The following is a 17933-nucleotide window of genomic DNA, read 5'->3' as shown; positions in this document are numbered from 1 at the left end:
CAACCACTGCGTCAAACTGCTATATCTGAAATAAATTAAATGAAGCAGGAACTTTTGTCCCAGCTTCTTTTTAACCCACCTCCACATAGCTCCAAAGGTCCCCCGGACCTTTGGAGGTTGGAGATAAGATGAACTAACGTTCATAGAATTGGATGTCAATCACTGCGCCTAGCAAATAAAATTGACCAAATAATAAGGTTGAGAACTTTTGTCTCAACCTCTTTGAATTTATTTCATCGTAGGGAACAACAATACGTCGCGGATGGTAGTTGTATCTGTTAAAAGCATAACTAAACGGTCAATACCGATGCCCAGTCCGCCTGTTGGCGGCATACCGTATTCAAGGGCTTCAATATAATCATAGTCGATACCAGTGGCTTCATCATCACCAAGTTCTTTGGCAGCTGCCTGAGCCTTGAAACGTTCTAACTGATCAATTGGATCATTTAACTCGGTAAAGGCATTGCCGTATTCATTGGCCATGATAAAGAGTTCAAAACGATCGGTGAAGCGCGGATCATCTGCATTTTTCTTAGCCAGAGGAGAGACTTCAACTGGATGTCCGTAGACAAAGGTTGGCTGAATAAGTGTTTCTTCAACAAATTCTTCAAAAAAGGCATTGATAATATGTCCGACAGATGTAAAGTGCCTTTCTAGTGGGACATTTTTTTCTCGTGCCAAGTCTTGAGCTTCTTCCAAAGTCATTTCCTGCCAGAAATCAACTCCTGTTACTTCCTTGATAGCATCAATCATATGTACGCGTTTGAAGGGCTCGTTGATTTTGATTTCAGTACCTTGGTAGACAACAGAAGCGTCTCCCTTAACAGCTTTAGCAGCATGCTGGATAATCCCCTCAGTCAAATCCATGATATCATTGAAATCTGCATAGGCCTGATAGACTTCAATGGAGGTGAATTCAGGATTATGGGTAGCATCCATTCCTTCGTTGCGGAAGATTCGGCCAATTTCATAAACACGCTCCATACCACCGACAATCAGGCGTTTGAGGTGGAGTTCGGTTGCAATCCGCAGTACCATGTCCATATCCTGAGCGTTGTGGTGGGTAATAAATGGCTTAGCCGCTGCCCCTCCAGCCTCGTTGTGAAGAACAGGTGTTTCAACTTCCAAGAAGTCAAGACTGTCCAGATAACGACGAATTTCAGAAATGATTTGTGAGCGAGTGACAAAGCGTTCGAAGCTGTTACGATTGGTAATCAGATCCAAGTAGCGCTTGCGGTACTTAGTTTCCACATCTGTTAAGCCGTGAAATTTTTCAGGCAGGGGACGCAGGGCCTTAGACAGATGTGTAATGTGCGTAGCCTTGATAGAGAGTTCCCCCATATCGGTTCGCATGATTTCCCCCTCTACACCAAGAAAATCACCTAAATCGGCCTTCTTGAAGATAGCGTAATTTTCTTCACCAACGGCATCCTTGCGGACATAAATCTGAATTTGCCCCTCGCGGTCTTGGATATGAGCAAAGCCGACCTTCCCCTTACCACGCTTGGTCATGAGGCGACCGGCAATAGTAGCGGTTTCGTTAAGCTCATGCAACTCTTCTTTAGACTTGCTATCATATTTTGTTTTTAGCTGGGCAGAGTTCGCCGTCCTATCGAAACGCCTTCCAAAAGGATCGACTCCCTGTTCGGCCAACGCCGCCATCTTTTCTCGGCGAACAAGCTCTTGGTCATTTAATTCTTCATGATGTTGCTGTGACATGTTTTTCCTCCAGAAGTTACTCCATAATATTTTATCATAATTTTTCGCTTAATAGTAGAGACTTGGTCATTTTTAAACCTTGCGCACAGCAGGTGGCAATCAGTATTTGCCCTTATTTTTCTTTGGAGTGCTTAACGGCTTTGTATCTTGATAAATTGAACATGCCTACACTCCTGTGAAAAAAGACTCACCTGCTCAGAATCTCGCTGATTCCTCGTCAGGTTCCCTATTTTTCTTTGGAGTGCTTAACGGCTTTGTATCCTGATAAAAAGGAGTTAGCTGATTTGTGATGGCTTAGGATAAAAACATGAAGCAGCCTGATTGCTTGCTTATGAACAGATTTCTGTCAGTTTTTTCGTCCACTGGCGGGATGACAGTAGGATTAGCAGTGATGAGATGGTTATGGGTGGTTATGGGTGCTGGTATGGCAATAGAACTAGCCTTCATCGCTGCATTTTTTGTGATTAATGCTTCTGATAATTCTGAAGTTCTCTGCTCCCAAGATACCAACAGGAACTGTTATGCTATTAAAGAGATTGAAAATCAAGACCTAAAGACTGATTTTAGTAATATTGTGACTGATAATTAGCGTTTGTCAATCTTTAAAAAAGGTAGTATAATTTTGAAGAATAAAATTCGAAAGGTCTGTCATGATTACTTCTATTGTTTTTGATGTTGATGATACTATTTATGACCAGCAAGCTCCCTATCGTTTAGCTATGGAGCAGTGCTTTCCAGACTTTGACATGAGCCAAATAAACCAAGCTTATATCAAGTTCCGTCATTATTCTGACATCGGTTTTCCTCGTGTCATGGCTGGCGAATGGACAACAGAGTACTTCCGTTTTTGGCGCTGCAAGGAAACCCTCTTAGAATTTGGCTACCGCGAGATAGATGAAACGGCAGGCAGCCGCTTCCAAGAAGTGTATGAGCACGAATTAGAAAATATTACCATGCTGGACGAAATGCGGATGACTCTCGATTTTCTAAAAGAAAAAGGGGTAACCATGGGAGTCATTACCAATGGGCCAACTGAGCATCAGCTAAAAAAAGTACGCAAACTGGGACTCTACGACTATGTCGATCCCAAGAGGGTCTTGGTCAGTCAAGCGACAGGTTTCCAAAAGCCAGATAAAGAAATTTTTAATCTGGCGGCTGAACAGTTCGATATGACCCCAGCTACAACGCTTTATGTTGGAGACTCGTATGACAATGATGTTGTTGGTGCCAAAAAGAGCGGCTGGCAAGCTATGTGGTTCAATCACCGTGGCAGAAAGCTCAAGTCGGGGACCAAACCTGTTTATGATGTTGCCATTGATAATTTTGAGCAACTCTTTGGAGCAGTAAAAATCCTCTTTGATCTTCCCAACAGCAAGTTCTTCTTTGATGCCAATGATAAGGAAAATCCCGTCCTTAAAATGGGGATTGAAAACGGCCTGATGATGGCAGCCGAGCGCTTGTTAGAGAGTAATATGAGTGTGGATAAGGTTGTTATCCTCTTACGCCTAAGCAAGCAGCAAGAGCGAGTCTTACGGATGAAGTATGCGACACGCTGATAAGGATACCATTAAATAAATTTCTTATACTTAAACTTCCTCTGTTAAATTATGGAGTTCACTAAAAAGTTGATGATCTTAAAATACTCAAGAATAATAATCCATAAATGATAAAAGTTATACAAAAAAACGAATAATATGCCCTTTTTGCTTTAAAAAGCGGTAAATTATTCGTTTTTTATATTTTAGACCTTATCTAATCCATTATTTATGATGAGCCCTTAAAATCTTTTGGAAGATGTCAAAATAGATTTTCTTTTGCTCATCGTTTAGCTTTTCAAATTCTAATTCAAGTTTTCTAGAAAAATGTGTTCGTGACCTTTCATCTTCAATTTCACTAAAAAATTCAGAAGGCAGGAGGTTAAGTCCCTTTAAAATTTTTTCTAAGGTATTGACTTTAATGTTAGAACGTTCACCACGTTCTATTTTGGCAAAAGAAGAAACGTCTAATTCGGAATATTCGGCTAGTTCCTCTTGAGTCATCCCCAAATCGTTTCGAATTTGAGAAATTTTCCTTGCAATCTTTTGATCTAAATCCATTTACTTATCTCCCAAAATACTACTAGTAGGATATAGATTAAAAAGCATATTTAACAGTCTATAAAAGGATAGATCTACTGGGCAAAATATGAATAAGTGTTAAAATATTGACAATAGTTTATGAAATAGAAGTCTTTCTTATCACTTTTTAAATAAGCTATTTATAGAAAAAATTGTTAGAATAAGGTTAATTTATGGAAATTAAAAGTAGTTTATCTGCCGCTCAATTGCATGCCAGTCAGTTTTCATCCAAGGGAGGTGCGCTGGGTGGTCTGGGTGAAGTAGCCAGGGATGACGCCACGACTGTGGCCGGCAATACTAAGGCGCATGAAGCGCTGGAGACGGTTAAATCAGCCCGAGAAGCGATCTCTGAACTGCTGAGTCATGCTTCTTCAAATATTCACAGTGTTGCCAGTGAATTTGAGACTGTTGATGCCCATCAGGCTCAGGCTATTCGTTCAATTTTGTGAGGGATCAGCCATGTTTCAGTTCTTTAGACAATTATTCAGACGCTCAAGCTCCGGTGCTAATGGACAGTATCAGCCGTTTAAAGATTATCCGCTGCCCCAACACACACCTGACCAGTTTAGGGAGATGGCTTCTCAATCCCTGACAGGCTCTGCTCAGCCGTCCGTTCAATCGGTCAATCCTGCTAGTGTTCAGTCCCTGCCACCGACCTGTTCGACTGCAGCCCCAGCAGCCCCTCAGTCTGTTCAGCCTATGAATCTAGCTGGTTCCCCAGTGACGTCCGCTGTTTCACCAGTGCCTGTTCAACTAAGCTCCAACTTGGATGTGACATCGCAGTCTGCACAACCACTGAGAACGGCTGAACCTGCCATTGAATCAGTTGTACTAACTGTTTCCTCAGATTCAGCTCAGAGCGTTCAGTCAGTCTCTCTGAGGCAGTCGTCTGTTCCTAAGCAGGAGACAACGCCGTCTCAGTCGGAGCAAGGGCAATATGTGCCCAAACAGATGATTGCTGACAAGCCAGTTAAATCAAAACAGGGCACTAAAAAATCTGTTCCTAACACCAATTCAGATTGGCAGAAAGGGACCAGCCGAACCTTAATTTTAGAGAATGGGCGCCCAAGCTATAGCAGCGGCGTTCGGCCGACCCCGCCCAGTAAAGAGGACTTGGAGAAGCTGGAACGGCGCCGAGCCCGCATTAAAAAGGAGGCCGAAGCCGAAGCCAAACGTCAGGAGAAGCGCAAGCTCATAAAGGCTAAGGAAGCGGAACAAAGCCAGCTTTGGCAGCAGGAACAGGACTTGTATGATGAGGAATATGAGCTCCAGTCTAAAGGTCGGCGGTTAGAAGAACACGAGCAGATGGCCGGTGATGTCTTTAGTCAGCTGGGCGGTGTCTTAGAAGGTCTGGCCTACGCTTATCGATTTTCTGGTGAGCCAGCAGGGAACCGCCATAGTTTCTTTCAAGAGCGGGACAGCGCCAATTATTTACTGGAAGAAGCCAAAGAGGCTGTACTGGCTCGAAAAAGGCAGGTTATCGAGGAGCAGGGATTGGTTTACGATCAGCGTCAGAAACTGACGATTGAGATAGACGATTTAGAAGAGGAGATTCGAAAGATTCCAAGAGTATTGATATGTATTTGGAGCAGTCACAGGCTCAGGCAGCCAGTGCTAAGGCCTTAGCCCAACAGGAGATTCAAGCTTATGAAGAACTGGAGGCAGCCTTAGAAGAGTTTGAGAACAGCCAAGCTGATTTAAAGGGAAAGGCTTATGATTCTGCCCGCCTCTATTCGGAGAGCGTTCTTCGTCCTTTGGTTGCCGGTGCCAAGCGTTTAGCGCAGGCGGTTGGTGAGGCTGTTCAGCGCTTCCCAGAAGCTTATATGGAACAGGTGGCTCATGAGAGTCTGAAAGAATCGGAGCTGGAGATGGCTATTGCCGAGTTAAATCTGCGGATTTCCAACGCTCGGGATGCGGTTGACGCTATGAATCTGGATCGCCATGATGCCAATGAAGGGGCGCGGCTGAACAGCTACAATCGGATGATTGAGATAGGGGAGAGCAGCAAGCGGGTTTTGGAGGAGAAGTTGGAGAAGCTCCGTGCCTTTCATGCTTCCTCTCCGCAGCTATTTTCAGAGATTGATGCCCTGAAGTCTGTGGTTGAGACGGGCTTATCCGAGGCAGGCCAGTGCTGGGACAGTAAGAGCGGGACTTTTAAAGTACCGAAAGACAAGGACTGGGTGAAACAGCTCAATACCATAATGGTGAAGGCTGGTGAAGTGTTGAGCGTGTCTAAGGAAGAACGCGTTGCCTTTAGAAACATGTTACAGACCCAGTATGGTTTTAGTGCTGAAGAAGCTGATATTATGCTGGATGTTTACGTTGGCTTGGTCAAGGAATATGACGGTGATAAGGACAAGGCTAATCAGCAGTTCTTCGTCTATATGGGTTCATTTGTTTATGGTGATAGCTATGTTGGAGGTTATTCATGGTCATATGTTGGAGGGTTGATCAAACCTGATGAGGTTGAGAAGAAGCTAAAAGATTTAGGGATTAGCTCTAAAAAGATTGAGACCCTTAAAACTGCGATTTTGAACCAATCTGCTATTACAGGACTTTCTGGGACAACCGAAGAAAAACTTGCTACTTTGAAAAAGAAATACCCTGAATCAACAGAAAGTCGTTTGAAAGAGCTATTAAAACAATTCGATGGTAAAACGGACTTTGCCCATACCAGCGCAACTGTTTCTGCTCATTATGAGAAAAATCTATTCTTTGATGGTACACAAAATAAATATGCGGGATACTATGGCGATTTAACGATTCCAGGGGATATTTCGATGAACAATGGGGATTATCATGCGGATCTAGATGCGGTGAACCTTTACAATCAATTAAAAGGGGACAAGAATCTTGTCACCTCTATGAATACCTATTTTGACAGAGTAGAATCTGACGATAGTTATCGGGCCGAACAGTTTGTGACCAATATTGGAGATGGTGATTATGACAAAGGTATGAAAATTCTTGAGTCAGAGTATGAAGTCTATACCTTTCAGGCGGGGGAAAATCCCTTGTACAAAGACTTTATAGACAGTCTTAAAGAAAAGAGTGATGACCTGAAAGCGGACGGTAAGTGATATGAAGAGACCTTATAAGATACCAGTAGCTATTCTACTCACCTTATTTTTGTCTGTTTTTGTGACGCTAGCTGTCTTAAATCATCAGACCCGTCAGAAAAGTACCAATATTTTTGATGAGATGTATTACGACGAGACATCTTTTACGACTCGGACTTTTCATTTTGGAGGCACGCGTTTTAGCCATGTAAAAGGTGTTACAACTCAGCATAGAGGGCGTGGAGATGAGGGAGCTGTACTTATTGAGGCTGCTAATTTTGTAGAGAACTATAAAAAACTATCCAAACCGACCTCTTCAATCCAGTTAGCTTTTTTCGTCCCTCCAAAATCTTTATATAAGAATGGCTATTTGACCATAAATATTGGCTATCAAATGAAAGATGGAAATACGATTGATATTTTATATGGCTATTCTCCTAAAAAAAAGATAGTTAAGAGACAAGTTGTCCAAAATTATTGGCAGGATGGCTATTCAGAAAATAAGTCAACGGTTCTTCAAACATTAAGTGATAATCACTTACATTTGGCAGATATTTATTCCTATAGTGATAAAATTTTAAAGACAAAAATTTTAAAAGATTGGTGCTCTGTTTATGACAGTCACTATAGCCCATCTCACTGGGGAAAGGTGAATGTTATTAACACATGGGAGAGTGCTAAAGAGGAATGAGATTCATATTGAGATAATGGGAGGACAAGTAGCGCTTAAGGAAGTTCGGACTACTTTGAATGACGATTTGGAGAAATTGTTAAAAGTATGGAGACAATGACTTAAATATTGACGATGATAGAGATAATGAATCCGACAAGGAGAAATCTTAAATGAAGAAATTATTTAAGATAGTTTTTTCCTTACTTTTTGTAGCAATTGTGATTGATATGATTGTTTATGTTAATCTTTATCCTGCAAATAAAGCTAGCAATAATAAACTGACACTGGGGAAAGTAGAAGGCAAACAGCTCTCCCAATGGCAGTATAATAGCATATTAGCTTTTGGAAAACATTTTAGCTCACGTAGTTTCACCTACCAAATTTCTAACGCTGGTCAGGGACAAGTTAAACAGAAGATGCGTTTTGAACAGATTGATTAGAAAATAAATAAGAATGAGACAGATATCTATGATAGGTTGGCTACCCTGTATGTCTATCTCATCTTTTTTACGTGTTTTCGGTCTACCATGTATTTAATAAAGGCAAAAGAGATGATCATTCGCTTGTATCTGGTTCCAAAGTTAACTTTTCTTAGTTTAACTTTCAGCTAATTATTAAATTTGTATTAACAGATAATTATAATATTCTTTATCACAATAAAAACTCCTCCCATTCGGGAAGAGTTTGCTTTACATTTAGATTATTCAGCTGCTTGTTCCCATTTTTTAGCCAGATGGCGAGAATAGCTAGAAATACTAAAGTTTACGAAGAAATAAATTGCTGTGATGATAGCATAAAGGGTAAAGATTTGGCCAGTCTCGAAGTACTTTCCCATCAAAATCTGACTCTTACCAAAGAGATCCTGCAAAGCAATAACAGAATAGAGGAAGCTGGTATCCTTAACCACGGTTACAAACTGTGAAATGATGGACGGTAGCATCTTGCGAATAGCTTGCGGTAAAACGATAATACGTAAAATTTGAAACTGAGTAAAACCTTGTGATAGCCCTGCTTCGGTCTGTCCCTTGTCGATGGCATTGAGACCGCCGCGAATAATCTCGGCTAAGGCCGCTGAAGTAAAAATTGTGAAGGCTGTAATTCCTGCTGGTCTTGCCTGCAGCTGGAAGACCAAAAAAACGATGAAAATCCAGAGTAGGTTAGGAACATTGCGGACAAATTCAATATAAACACTAGCAAGGATGCGCAAGAAAGAATTCTTACTATTACGCATAACAGCCAAAATCATACCAAAAACCGTTGACAGTACAATGATAATCAAGGATAGATACAGCGTGGTCCAAAGCCCTTGGGCGAGGAATTTAAGATTGTAAGGTGCTAATAAATCTGACATATGCTTTCCTCCTCCCTATAAATCATAAGCCTTTTTATTGGCTTCTTCTCGTCGGCGTCCCCATGTTGCTACTGGGAAACAGATGATAAAGTAGAGCAGCGCGGCTCCTGCAAAAGCAGGGATATAATTCGTTGTCTCGTAAGCCCAGGCCTTAGCTGTGAACATGATATCAGCTCCTGAGATAATGGCGACAGTTGCTGTATTTTTAATCAGGTTAACGACTTGATTGATCATTGGCGGTATGATAATCCGAACGGCCTGAGGCAGGATAATTAAACTCATCGTTTCACGGTAGGTGAAACCTTGTGACAATGCGGCCTCTGTCTGACCGCGCGGGATAGATTCGATACCCGAGCGAATAACTTCTGACATATATGCTCCGGTATAAATACCGACGCAGAGGATAGACGTCCAAAAAGCAGGAACTTTGATGGCGCCATTTGTCAAGATTGAAATACCATAGAAAACAAAGACAAAATGAACTAGGAGGGGAGTGTTCTGGAATAGTTCTACATAGACTCGGGCGACGGCCTTGGCCAATTTATTATGTGAGGAGGACATGGCTCCAAAGATTAGACCAAGAGCGAGTGCGACAAGGAGTGCTCCAGCGGCCATTCCCAAGGTATAGAAGAAGCCCTGGGCGAATTCGCCGAAGTTTCCAAAATATTCGCCCCAGCGCGATAAGGCATAAGGACTGGAACTTGTTGCTAATATAAACATGAGGGGCTCCTCCTTTCTATTGTTCCTTAGGCTGGGCAGTCTTAAGATTGTATTTCTTATACAGTTTCTGCAGACTGCCATCATTTTGCCACTTAGCTAGGAGACCATTGATATACTGGGTAACTTGTGTGTTGGACTTTTTAGCAGCAATGCCATACTCCATCGTATCAAAGCCCTGATCGATGATCTTGTTATTTTTGTTGACATAGCCCGATAGAATAGATTTATCGACAGAAAAAGCATCGATACGATAGGCCCGCAAAGCGGTAGCCAGTTCAGGAAAACTTCCTAACTGCATGTAGTTAAAATTGATATCATTATCAGCTGCAAAAGCTTCCAGAGAAGCTTTGGTTGTGGAACCCTGAGCCACTCCGATCGTTTTGCCATCAAGATCTTTGGGCTTATCGACACCAGAAGATTTATTGACTAAGAAGCCGATTTGGTCATAATAGTAGGGGTTAGAAATACTGTAGTTGGCCTTGCGTTCATCATTAATAGTATAAGTGGCAATAGTTAAATCGGTTTGACCATTGTCCAGCAGAGCCTCACGCGTTTGAGCTGTCACAGCCACATACTCTACTCTCACACCGATACTATCTGCGATTTTTTTAGCTAAATCAACTTCCATACCAGTGTACTTGCCCGATTTAGAATCATAGTAGCCAAAATTGGGAACATCTTGTTTGACGCCAACTTTCAGAACGCCAGCCTTTTTAATTTTTTGGACTTGTTCTGGAAGGTTACTATTGGCGTCAGCCTGAGTATGGTTGATTTTAGCAAAGGCAACAATCCCAAGGGCCAATATAAAAATTGCAGTGATTAGGGATGTTTTTTTCATAGGAAGTCACCTCTATTCTGCTGAAACTTTATCGCTGGTGTGGTTGATAATCTTAGACAGGAATTGCTGAGCACGCGGTTCTTTTGAATGGTTAAAGAAGCCATCAACATCAGTCGTATCTTCTAAAATTTCACCATCAGCCATAAAAATGATACGGTCTGCTACGCTGCGTGCAAAGCCCATTTCATGGGTAACAACAACCATATTCATCCCCTCTTTCGCCAGATTCTGCATAACAGCCAATACATCTCCGATTGTTTCAGGGTCAAGAGCTGACGTTGGCTCATCAAAGAGCAGCAGTTCGGGTTTCATAGCCAGGCCGCGAGCAATAGCAACCCGCTGTTTTTGTCCCCCAGAAAGCATACCAGGATAAGAATCTTTGCGATCCCACATATTGACATAGGTTAAATATTGTTCAGCAATGCGTTCGGCTTCCTTCGGAGCCATTCCAAGAACGCGAATAGGCGCTAGAACCACATTCTCTAAGACAGTCTTATGGGGATAAAGGTTAAAGTGTTGAAAGACCATCCCAACTTCCTTGCGCAGCTGAACCAGTTCCTTATTAGAAGCATTAGACACTTCATGTCCATTAACTTTAAGGCTGCCGGATTCAATACTTTCTAGAGCGTTCATGGTTCGGATAAGGGTTGACTTCCCAGAACCAGAAGGGCCAAGCAACACGACCACTTGACCTTTTTCAATTTCTAGATTGATATGACGAAGGGCGTGATAATCACCGTAGTATTTTTCCACATTTTTATATTCAATAAGTGCCATGGTTACCTCCCTTGACGAAGACGTTAGATGGATTGATTTTCTGATGTCAGAAAACCTAACGTGAACTAAATTTTACCACAAGAAGATGTTTCTGTCAATATTTTCAGAAAATTTATACAGAGTTGAAATAGACTTGTAAACCCTTAGTATTTCTAATATCTGATGATATTTGGTATAATAAGGGATAAAATATCTATAATAGATAGAAATATGAGGTAAGAATGATGAAAAAGATCCTTGTAGTCGACGATGAAAAGCCGATTTCAGATATTATTAAATTTAATCTAATAAAGGAAGGTTATGATGTTATCACCGCTTTTGACGGTCGTGAAGCCTTGGCTCAGTTTGAGGAGGAAAGGCCTGACTTGATTATTCTGGACTGGATGCTGCCAGAGCTAGAAGGCCTAGAAGTAGCTAAGGAAATTCGCAAAAACAGCCATGTACCGATTATTATGCTCTCTGCCAAAGACAGTGAGTTCGATAAGGTTATCGGTTTGGAAATTGGTGCAGATGACTATGTCACAAAACCATTTTCTAATCGTGAGCTCTTGGCTCGTATTAAAGCGCATCTGCGCCGGACAGAAACGATTGAAACAGCCGTAGCTGAAGAAAATAACATTTCTGATAATGAGCTCTTTATCGGAGATCTGCAGATTATCCCAGATGCCTTTGTTGCTAAAAAACGCGGGGATGAAATTGAGCTGACACATCGTGAGTTTGAGCTGCTCCATCATCTAGCTACCCATATGGGACAAGTTATGACCCGGGAGCATTTACTTGAGACTGTTTGGGGTTATGATTACTTTGGTGATGTCCGGACAGTTGATGTAACAGTTCGCCGTCTTCGCGAAAAAATTGAAGACACACCGAGTCGGCCAGAGTATATTTTAACCCGCCGTGGAGTTGGTTATTATATGAAATCCTATGACTAATAATCCTGTTGTTGAAAATCTAAATAGTTTTGAGTTAGCCCTCCTTATTTTGCTGGCTCTGGTTGCTGTTTATTTTATTTACTTGGCTGTTCGTGACTACCGCAATGCCAAGACCATTCGAGCTATCAGTCAAAAAGTAACGAGTCTAATCGCCGGTGATTACACAGAGGATCTCCAATTAAAGGGGGATTCTGAGTTGATTGAACTTGGAAATAACCTTAATGATCTATCAGATGTTTTGCATCTGACCCATGAAAATTTATCTCAGGAACGCAATCGCCTCGCGTCTGTCCTCTCCTATATGAGTGATGGGGTTTTAGCAACTAACCGTGTCGGTAAAATCACTATGATTAATGAAACGGCACAAAAACAGCTCAATCTCAGTCGGGAAGAAGCGCTTGAAATGAATATCATGGACTTGATTGACTCAGAAGATTACGATTATCGTGATTTGATTACTCAGACTCCAGAGGTAACGGTCTACCGCCGCAATGAGTATGATGAGTTTATTACTCTGCGGATTAATTTTGCCCTCAACAGGAGAGAAAGTGGTTTTATTTCGGGTTTAGTCGCTGTATTGCACGATACAACAGAGCAGGAAAAAGAAGAACGGGAGCGCCGTCTCTTTGTTTCGACTGTCAGCCACGAGCTGCGTACACCGTTAACCTCTGTAAAATCTTATCTAGAGGCTCTTAATGAGGGTGCTCTGCAGGAAGATGTAGCACCGAGTTTTATTCAGGTATCTCTGGATGAGACAAACCGCATGATGCGGATGATTTCTGACCTCTTGCAGCTGTCGAGAATTGATAATGATACCAGCCATCTGGAAGTTGAAATGACCAATTTTACAGCCTTTATCACTGTTATTCTCAATCGCTTTGATCAGATTAAAAGTCAGCAGGATTCAGACAAGGACTATGAAATTGTTCGTAACTACCCCCTCAACCCTATTTGGGTAGAAATTGATACCGATAAGATGACACAAGTCTTGGATAATATCCTCAACAATGCTATTAAGTATTCACCTGATGGTGGTCAAATAACGGTTTCTATGATGACGACCGAAACCCAGTTAATCATTTCAATTTCAGACCAAGGTTTGGGTATTCCTAAAAAGGATCTGCCGCTGATTTTTGACCGCTTTTATCGTGTAGATAAGGCGCGCAGCCGAGCACAGGGGGGGACTGGACTCGGTTTGGCTATTGCCAAAGAAATTATTAAACAGCACCATGGCTTTATCTGGGCTAAGAGTGAATATGGCGAAGGTTCTACCTTTACTATCGTGCTCCCTTACGATAAAGAAGCCGCTTTAGAAGATGATGAATGGGAGGAAGATAACATAGTCGATGACGAACAAGGGTTTTAAATATAGCATTTTAGCATCGGGTTCCAGTGGGAACTCCTTTTACTTGGAAACGCCTAAGAAAAAATTGCTGATAGATGCGGGTTTATCGGGTAAAAAGATTGCTAGCCTCTTATCAGAGATTGACCGTAAACCAGAAGAACTAGATGCTATTTTAGTCACCCATGAACATAAGGATCATATCCACGGAGTTGGAGTTCTGGCCCGTAAATACAGCCTGCCTATCTATGCCAACGAAAAAACCTGGCAGGCGATGGAAACCCACCAGATGCTAGGCAAGATTGATCCTGAGCAGAAACATATTTTTGAGCGAGGCAAGGTTAAAACCTTTGGGGATATTGACATCGAGAGCTTTGGTGTCAGCCACGATGCTATTGATCCGCAATTTTATCGTTTTATGAAGGATGACAAAAGCTTTGTCATGCTAACTGATACGGGCTACGTCAGCGATCGCATGGCTGCTTTGATTGAAAATGCTGATGGCTACCTGATCGAGTCCAATCATGATATCGAAATCCTGCGCTCAGGGGCCTACCCATGGAGTTTAAAACAGCGAATTTTATCTGATAAGGGACACCTTTCCAATGAGGATGGATCGGAAACTATGATTCGTACAATTGGTAGTCGCACCAAAAAAATCTATCTCGGCCATCTCAGCAAGGAAAATAATATCAAAGAATTAGCTCATATGACAATGGAAAATAATCTGACACAAGCTGATTTTGGCGTTGGTCATGATTTCCAAGTTCTAGATACATCACCGGATGAAGCCACCCCTCTGACGGATATATAAAAAAGGATTGACACCTCTAATATAGGTGCCAATCTTTTTTATAACTCAGTATTCATTCTAAGAAAAATAGATCTATTTCAATTTCAAGTTAAGCCTTGAATGTCTCCTTATTAAATTATAAGCGGGAAATACAGATGACAATCAATGCTAGTATTTCGACCATGTCTTTGGAATGAAGAGCAAAAGGACAGGATAGATTTCCAAGCGACCGGCAATCATGGCAAAAGCCATGAGCAGCTTGGCCCAGGGACTGAAAATATTGAAGGTATCTGCAGTTCCTAGCATTGGTCCGATATTATTAAAGGTAGAAGCTGCAGCACTGACTACGACAATAAATTGATTATGATCAATACTGAGAACTAGGATCAAGCCTAGGAAAATCATTAAATAAACAGCCAAGTATTTTAAAATACTGTGTTGAGTTGATTTGTCCAAGGGTGCTCGATTGATATGAAGGGACATGACGCGATTAGGATAGAGCGTCTTGAGAATTTGATTTTTTGACATTTTGGCAAGGATAAGCGAACGCATAACCTTAAAACCGCCTGCTGTAGAACCGGCAGAACCTCCAATAAACATCAAAATCAATAGAATTGTCTGTGAAAACAGCGGCCACTTGGTCAGGTCAGTAATTCCAAAACCTGTTGTGGTCATAACATTTGCCACTTCAAAGAAGGAGTACTCTAGTCCCTTAGCCCATGAATCATACAAACTAAAGGTATTGAAGAAAATTAAGCCCGTAGCAAGAGCGACAATGCCCAAGTAAGTTCTTAGTTCTTCATCCCTGAAGAACATCTTGAATTTTCTAATAAGCAAAAAGTAGTAGAGATTAAAGTTAACGCCAAAAATTAAGGTCCCGATTGAAACAATAAGGGTAATTAAGCTGCTGTGATAATGAGCCATACTGTCATTATAAACCGCAAAACCGCCTGTTCCTGCTCCGCCCATTGCAGTGACAAGGCTGTCATAGAGAGGCATACCAGCCATCCAGAGAATGATGGCGAATATGAGAAACATGGCCAGATAGATAATATAGAGAATTTGCGCTGTATTTTTTAGCTTAGAAACGACTTTACCAAAAACTGGCCCTGGAACTTCAGCCCGCATAACTTCAAGGTGGGCATTTTTTGAATTTTCTATAATAGCTAAGGCGAAAACCAGCACTCCCATACCACCGATTAGGTGAGTAAAACTCCGCCAAAAGAGGAGGGAATGCGAAAGGACACTAACATCAGGCAGGATAGTGGCCCCAGTCGTTGTGAATCCTGAACTGATTTCAAAGAAGGCATCAATAATACTTGGGATCTGTCCGGAAAAGACAAAAGGCAAGGCTCCAAAGAAGGACCAGAGAATCCAGCAGAGAGCAACAATTAAAAGTCCTTCTTTAGTGTAGATACGGTAGTTTTTAGGCTTGAAAAGGCTGCCAGTCAGGCCCAAAAAACCGAGAATTCCCATGGTTGCTAGGATACTGACGAAGACGCGTGTATCTTCATGATAGATAGAAGCAACTATTAAAGGGACAAGGAGCAAGCCAGCCTCAATAAGCAGCAATTTTGCTAAGAGATAACGGATCATAGAACGATTCATGCTAAGTTACCTCACTTCGTTAATAAATCATAGATGTGAGTGATATTGGGCAACAAGGTCACGACAATAATCTTATCACCGACTTCGTAAGTATCCTGTCCCGTTGGGAATATAGGCTTGTTGTTACGGATAATAGCAGCCACTAGTACCCCCTTCTTCAGCTGAACATCAGCCAGCTGTTTGCCAGCGATTTTATTTTTTTCCCGAATTTCAAACTGCAAGGTTTCAATATGACCATTGGCAATATGGTGAACAGCATCAAGAGTTGACGATTCTTGCGCATTAACGCGACCGCGGATAAAGTGCATCATACTGTCAACGGCAATAGATTTAGGAGTAACAATACTGGAGAACCCATCGGTATCAATGATTTCCAGCAGACTGGTTCGGTTGACTTTGGTAATATTTTTCCCGATTCCTAGAGTGTTGAGGAACATGGAAGAAATAATATTTTCCTCATCAACCCCAGTCAAGGTTGCTACAGCATCGTAGTTTTCAACACCTTCCTCGACCAAAGTATTTTTAGCCGTACCATCACCTAAGACAATAGGAACATCAGGAAATTCCTGACTAAAGAATTGGCTGCGGTTTTCGGTGATTTCAATCACTTTGAGTTTCATTTTAGTATTGCGCAAGATATTGAGGAGATAGTAAGTAATACGACCGGCTCCAATAATCATCATATTGCGGATAACTTTATTTTTGACAAAGTTATGGAAGAGGATCATCTCAACACGATCACCTGTTACAAAAATTTTATCGCCAGTTAATAGGGTATCATCACCATCAGGGATAATAATCTCATCACCGCGTTTGATAGCACAGACTAAAATATTGCCGAACTTGTGCCGAAATTGATCCAAAGAGAGGTTGCACAAGCGGCTGCCTTCAGTGATTTTAAACTCCATCAGCATAACTCGTCCGTTGACAAAATGCTCGACAGAGAGGGCGCCTGGGAAATCTACACTGTTAGCGATATAACGGGCAGCTAGCAGTTCAGGATTGACCACCATAGAAAATCCGAGGAAATTATGATCCTTGAAGTAGGTGTTGGAATACTCAGGATTACGCACGCGGACGATGGTCTCTTTAGCTCCCATTTTCTTGGCTAAAACGGCTGAAATCATGTTTACCTCATCCTGATTGGTAATGGCTACAAAGATATCACAGTGTTGCACATCGGCTTGCTCTAAAATTTTAAAATTAGCGCCGTTTCCGACAATTCCCATAATATCAAGCCGTCTGCTGACACGATTAAGGACCTCTTCTTTTTCCTCAATGAGAGTAACATCGTGTTTTTCTTCAACTAATGAGCGACAAAGGGCGGTACCAACTTTACCTCCGCCGACAACAATAACTTTCATGATTTTTCCTTTTTTACAAGATACAAAGAGCATCAAAGCTAAGAAAAAGGGTGATTGACACTAGTATAGACTCAAGAAAAGTCCGTATTTCAAGGCAATCATATCTGCAAAAGCTAAGCCTTAAACAAAGGTGTTTTTTCTTGTGCTTTTTAACTCTAGGTTCGGTTAGAAACTTAGCGAAAAACGCTTTAAACTAGTATACTATCATACTCTTTTTTTTCCTAAAATGCACCCTTTTTTTGCAAAATAATACCAACTAAACACAAAGTTTAAAAATCTGGCGTCAAATCTGTAAAAAGATGCAAATCCTTACATTGTTTGACAGTTGGTTGCTGCTGATGAGGAATTGAAGAAATTAAATACAAAAGTTCATCAGGTGCAAGAATCGTTTGGCGATTTGGTAATGCAGCAAACGGAACTTAAACAGAAGGAGAAGCGGCTGCTCACCCTTTAAAAAAGAGGTCAAAGAAATCAAAAACTACCACCAGTAGGCGGACATTTATACTACCGATAGAAGCAAAGAAGCCTTGTTTCCGACTTTTTTGTGATAAGTTTCAGAAAAAATATTTTGTTGCTTTTTCATTGATATTATTGGATTTTCAGAGGTTTCTCAAAAATAAGACATATACTTTTCCGCTAA

The 17933-nt window shown here is 41.4% G+C and carries 17 protein-coding genes and 1 pseudogene; 10 read left to right on the top strand and 8 right to left on the bottom strand.

Annotated elements, in window-relative coordinates:
* Window positions 1-228: 228 nt before the first annotated feature.
* Window positions 229-1719 (bottom strand): lysine--tRNA ligase, encoded by a 1491-nt coding sequence (gene lysS / locus ACVR1G_RS01915; RefSeq protein WP_447451533.1) that lies wholly within the window; start codon window positions 1717-1719, stop codon window positions 229-231.
* Window positions 1720-2110: 391 nt separating this feature from the next.
* Here lysS and ACVR1G_RS01910 point away from each other — a divergent pair, with 391 nt between their 5' ends.
* The gene (locus ACVR1G_RS01910; RefSeq protein ID WP_447451532.1) at window positions 2111-2308 is read left to right on the top strand and encodes a hypothetical protein; all 198 of its coding nucleotides are present in this window, start codon (window positions 2111-2113) and stop codon (window positions 2306-2308) included.
* Window positions 2309-2369: 61 nt separating this feature from the next.
* Window positions 2370-3275, top strand: coding sequence for an HAD family hydrolase (locus tag ACVR1G_RS01905; RefSeq protein WP_447451531.1), 906 nt, complete (start codon window positions 2370-2372; stop codon window positions 3273-3275).
* Window positions 3276-3479: 204 nt separating this feature from the next.
* Here the strand turns inward: ACVR1G_RS01905 and relB are convergent, their stop codons facing one another.
* The gene (gene relB, locus ACVR1G_RS01900) at window positions 3480-3815 is read right to left on the bottom strand and encodes a type II toxin-antitoxin system RelB family anti-toxin (RefSeq protein ID WP_447451530.1); all 336 of its coding nucleotides are present in this window, start codon (window positions 3813-3815) and stop codon (window positions 3480-3482) included.
* Between the two features lie 194 nt (window positions 3816-4009).
* Here relB and ACVR1G_RS01895 point away from each other — a divergent pair, with 194 nt between their 5' ends.
* The 5 genes and pseudogenes from ACVR1G_RS01895 to ACVR1G_RS01875 all read left to right on the top strand — a co-directional run.
* A complete protein-coding gene (locus tag ACVR1G_RS01895; protein ID WP_447451529.1) occupies window positions 4010-4285 on the top strand; it encodes a TIGR04197 family type VII secretion effector in 276 nt (91 codons plus the stop codon).
* Window positions 4286-4295: 10 nt separating this feature from the next.
* Window positions 4296-5462: a RodZ family helix-turn-helix domain-containing protein gene (locus tag ACVR1G_RS01890; RefSeq protein ID WP_447451528.1), complete on the top strand. Its 1167-nt coding sequence runs from the start codon at window positions 4296-4298 to the stop codon at window positions 5460-5462.
* Window positions 5414-6916: a hypothetical protein gene (locus tag ACVR1G_RS01885; protein WP_447451527.1), complete on the top strand. Its 1503-nt coding sequence runs from the start codon at window positions 5414-5416 to the stop codon at window positions 6914-6916. Before ACVR1G_RS01890 ends, ACVR1G_RS01885 begins: the two co-directional genes overlap by 49 nt.
* Before the next feature lies 1 nt (window position 6917).
* Window positions 6918-7586, top strand: a complete 669-nt coding sequence (locus ACVR1G_RS01880; protein ID WP_447451526.1) for a TipC family immunity protein — start codon at window positions 6918-6920, stop codon at window positions 7584-7586.
* A gap of 242 nt (window positions 7587-7828) precedes the next feature.
* Window positions 7829-8008: pseudogene (locus ACVR1G_RS01875) on the top strand (hypothetical protein); the annotation flags it as partial.
* Window positions 8009-8268: 260 nt separating this feature from the next.
* Here the strand turns inward: ACVR1G_RS01875 and ACVR1G_RS01870 are convergent.
* The 4 genes from ACVR1G_RS01870 to ACVR1G_RS01855 are packed head-to-tail and all read right to left on the bottom strand — an operon-like array spanning window position 8269 to window position 11254.
* The gene (locus tag ACVR1G_RS01870; RefSeq protein WP_447451525.1) at window positions 8269-8919 is read right to left on the bottom strand and encodes an amino acid ABC transporter permease; all 651 of its coding nucleotides are present in this window, start codon (window positions 8917-8919) and stop codon (window positions 8269-8271) included.
* A 15-nt stretch (window positions 8920-8934) separates the two neighbouring features.
* Window positions 8935-9639 carry an amino acid ABC transporter permease gene (locus ACVR1G_RS01865; RefSeq protein ID WP_447451524.1) on the bottom strand — a complete coding sequence of 235 codons (705 nt, stop codon included), beginning with the start codon at window positions 9637-9639 and terminating at the stop codon, window positions 8935-8937.
* A gap of 16 nt (window positions 9640-9655) precedes the next feature.
* On the bottom strand, window positions 9656-10477 hold the full coding sequence (locus tag ACVR1G_RS01860) for a transporter substrate-binding domain-containing protein (protein WP_447451523.1): 822 nt from the start codon (window positions 10475-10477) through the stop codon (window positions 9656-9658).
* 12 nt (window positions 10478-10489) lie between these two features.
* The gene (locus tag ACVR1G_RS01855) at window positions 10490-11254 is read right to left on the bottom strand and encodes an amino acid ABC transporter ATP-binding protein (RefSeq protein ID WP_447451522.1); all 765 of its coding nucleotides are present in this window, start codon (window positions 11252-11254) and stop codon (window positions 10490-10492) included.
* 224 nt (window positions 11255-11478) lie between these two features.
* Here ACVR1G_RS01855 and vicR point away from each other — a divergent pair, with 224 nt between their 5' ends.
* The 3 genes from vicR to walJ are packed head-to-tail and all read left to right on the top strand — an operon-like array spanning window position 11479 to window position 14342.
* The gene (gene vicR, locus ACVR1G_RS01850) at window positions 11479-12186 is read left to right on the top strand and encodes a cell wall metabolism response regulator VicR (RefSeq protein ID WP_447451710.1); all 708 of its coding nucleotides are present in this window, start codon (window positions 11479-11481) and stop codon (window positions 12184-12186) included.
* The gene (gene vicK, locus ACVR1G_RS01845; RefSeq protein WP_447451521.1) at window positions 12179-13552 is read left to right on the top strand and encodes a cell wall metabolism sensor histidine kinase VicK; all 1374 of its coding nucleotides are present in this window, start codon (window positions 12179-12181) and stop codon (window positions 13550-13552) included. Before vicR ends, vicK begins: the two co-directional genes overlap by 8 nt.
* Window positions 13533-14342 carry an exodeoxyribonuclease WalJ gene (gene walJ, locus ACVR1G_RS01840; RefSeq protein WP_447451520.1) on the top strand — a complete coding sequence of 270 codons (810 nt, stop codon included), beginning with the start codon at window positions 13533-13535 and terminating at the stop codon, window positions 14340-14342. The genes vicK and walJ overlap by 20 nt, the downstream gene beginning before the upstream one ends.
* Before the next feature lie 147 nt (window positions 14343-14489).
* On the opposite strand, the gene ACVR1G_RS01835 is transcribed toward walJ, so the two are convergent.
* The gene (locus ACVR1G_RS01835) at window positions 14490-15929 is read right to left on the bottom strand and encodes a TrkH family potassium uptake protein (protein ID WP_447451519.1); all 1440 of its coding nucleotides are present in this window, start codon (window positions 15927-15929) and stop codon (window positions 14490-14492) included.
* An 11-nt stretch (window positions 15930-15940) separates the two neighbouring features.
* Window positions 15941-17293: a Trk system potassium transporter TrkA gene (trkA, locus tag ACVR1G_RS01830; protein WP_447451518.1), complete on the bottom strand. Its 1353-nt coding sequence runs from the start codon at window positions 17291-17293 to the stop codon at window positions 15941-15943.
* Window positions 17294-17933 lie beyond the last annotated feature (640 nt).

It is taken from the genome of Streptococcus dentasini, assembly GCF_053206945.1.
The sequence above is the reverse complement of the archived record's forward strand: the minus strand, read 5'-3'. Positions and strand labels throughout refer to the sequence as shown.

What these genes read in the sequence shown, in the direction of transcription:
- ACVR1G_RS01835 (WP_447451519.1), bottom strand. Translation starts at nt 15,929, where the DNA reads ATGAATCGTTCTATGATCCGTTATCTCTTAGCAAAATTGCTGCTTATT.
- walJ (WP_447451520.1), top strand. Translation starts at nt 13,533, where the DNA reads ATGACGAACAAGGGTTTTAAATATAGCATTTTAGCATCGGGTTCCAGT.
- ACVR1G_RS01895 (WP_447451529.1), top strand. Translation starts at nt 4,010, where the DNA reads ATGGAAATTAAAAGTAGTTTATCTGCCGCTCAATTGCATGCCAGTCAG.
- vicR (WP_447451710.1), top strand. Translation starts at nt 11,479, where the DNA reads ATGAAAAAGATCCTTGTAGTCGACGATGAAAAGCCGATTTCAGATATT.
- ACVR1G_RS01860 (WP_447451523.1), bottom strand. Translation starts at nt 10,477, where the DNA reads ATGAAAAAAACATCCCTAATCACTGCAATTTTTATATTGGCCCTTGGG.
- ACVR1G_RS01910 (WP_447451532.1), top strand. Translation starts at nt 2,111, where the DNA reads ATGAGATGGTTATGGGTGGTTATGGGTGCTGGTATGGCAATAGAACTA.
- ACVR1G_RS01880 (WP_447451526.1), top strand. Translation starts at nt 6,918, where the DNA reads ATGAAGAGACCTTATAAGATACCAGTAGCTATTCTACTCACCTTATTT.
- ACVR1G_RS01885 (WP_447451527.1), top strand. Translation starts at nt 5,414, where the DNA reads ATGTATTTGGAGCAGTCACAGGCTCAGGCAGCCAGTGCTAAGGCCTTA.
- ACVR1G_RS01865 (WP_447451524.1), bottom strand. Translation starts at nt 9,639, where the DNA reads ATGTTTATATTAGCAACAAGTTCCAGTCCTTATGCCTTATCGCGCTGG.
- vicK (WP_447451521.1), top strand. Translation starts at nt 12,179, where the DNA reads ATGACTAATAATCCTGTTGTTGAAAATCTAAATAGTTTTGAGTTAGCC.
- ACVR1G_RS01905 (WP_447451531.1), top strand. Translation starts at nt 2,370, where the DNA reads ATGATTACTTCTATTGTTTTTGATGTTGATGATACTATTTATGACCAG.
- ACVR1G_RS01870 (WP_447451525.1), bottom strand. Translation starts at nt 8,919, where the DNA reads ATGTCAGATTTATTAGCACCTTACAATCTTAAATTCCTCGCCCAAGGG.
- ACVR1G_RS01855 (WP_447451522.1), bottom strand. Translation starts at nt 11,254, where the DNA reads ATGGCACTTATTGAATATAAAAATGTGGAAAAATACTACGGTGATTAT.
- trkA (WP_447451518.1), bottom strand. Translation starts at nt 17,293, where the DNA reads ATGAAAGTTATTGTTGTCGGCGGAGGTAAAGTTGGTACCGCCCTTTGT.
- ACVR1G_RS01890 (WP_447451528.1), top strand. Translation starts at nt 4,296, where the DNA reads ATGTTTCAGTTCTTTAGACAATTATTCAGACGCTCAAGCTCCGGTGCT.
- lysS (WP_447451533.1), bottom strand. Translation starts at nt 1,719, where the DNA reads ATGTCACAGCAACATCATGAAGAATTAAATGACCAAGAGCTTGTTCGC.
- relB (WP_447451530.1), bottom strand. Translation starts at nt 3,815, where the DNA reads ATGGATTTAGATCAAAAGATTGCAAGGAAAATTTCTCAAATTCGAAAC.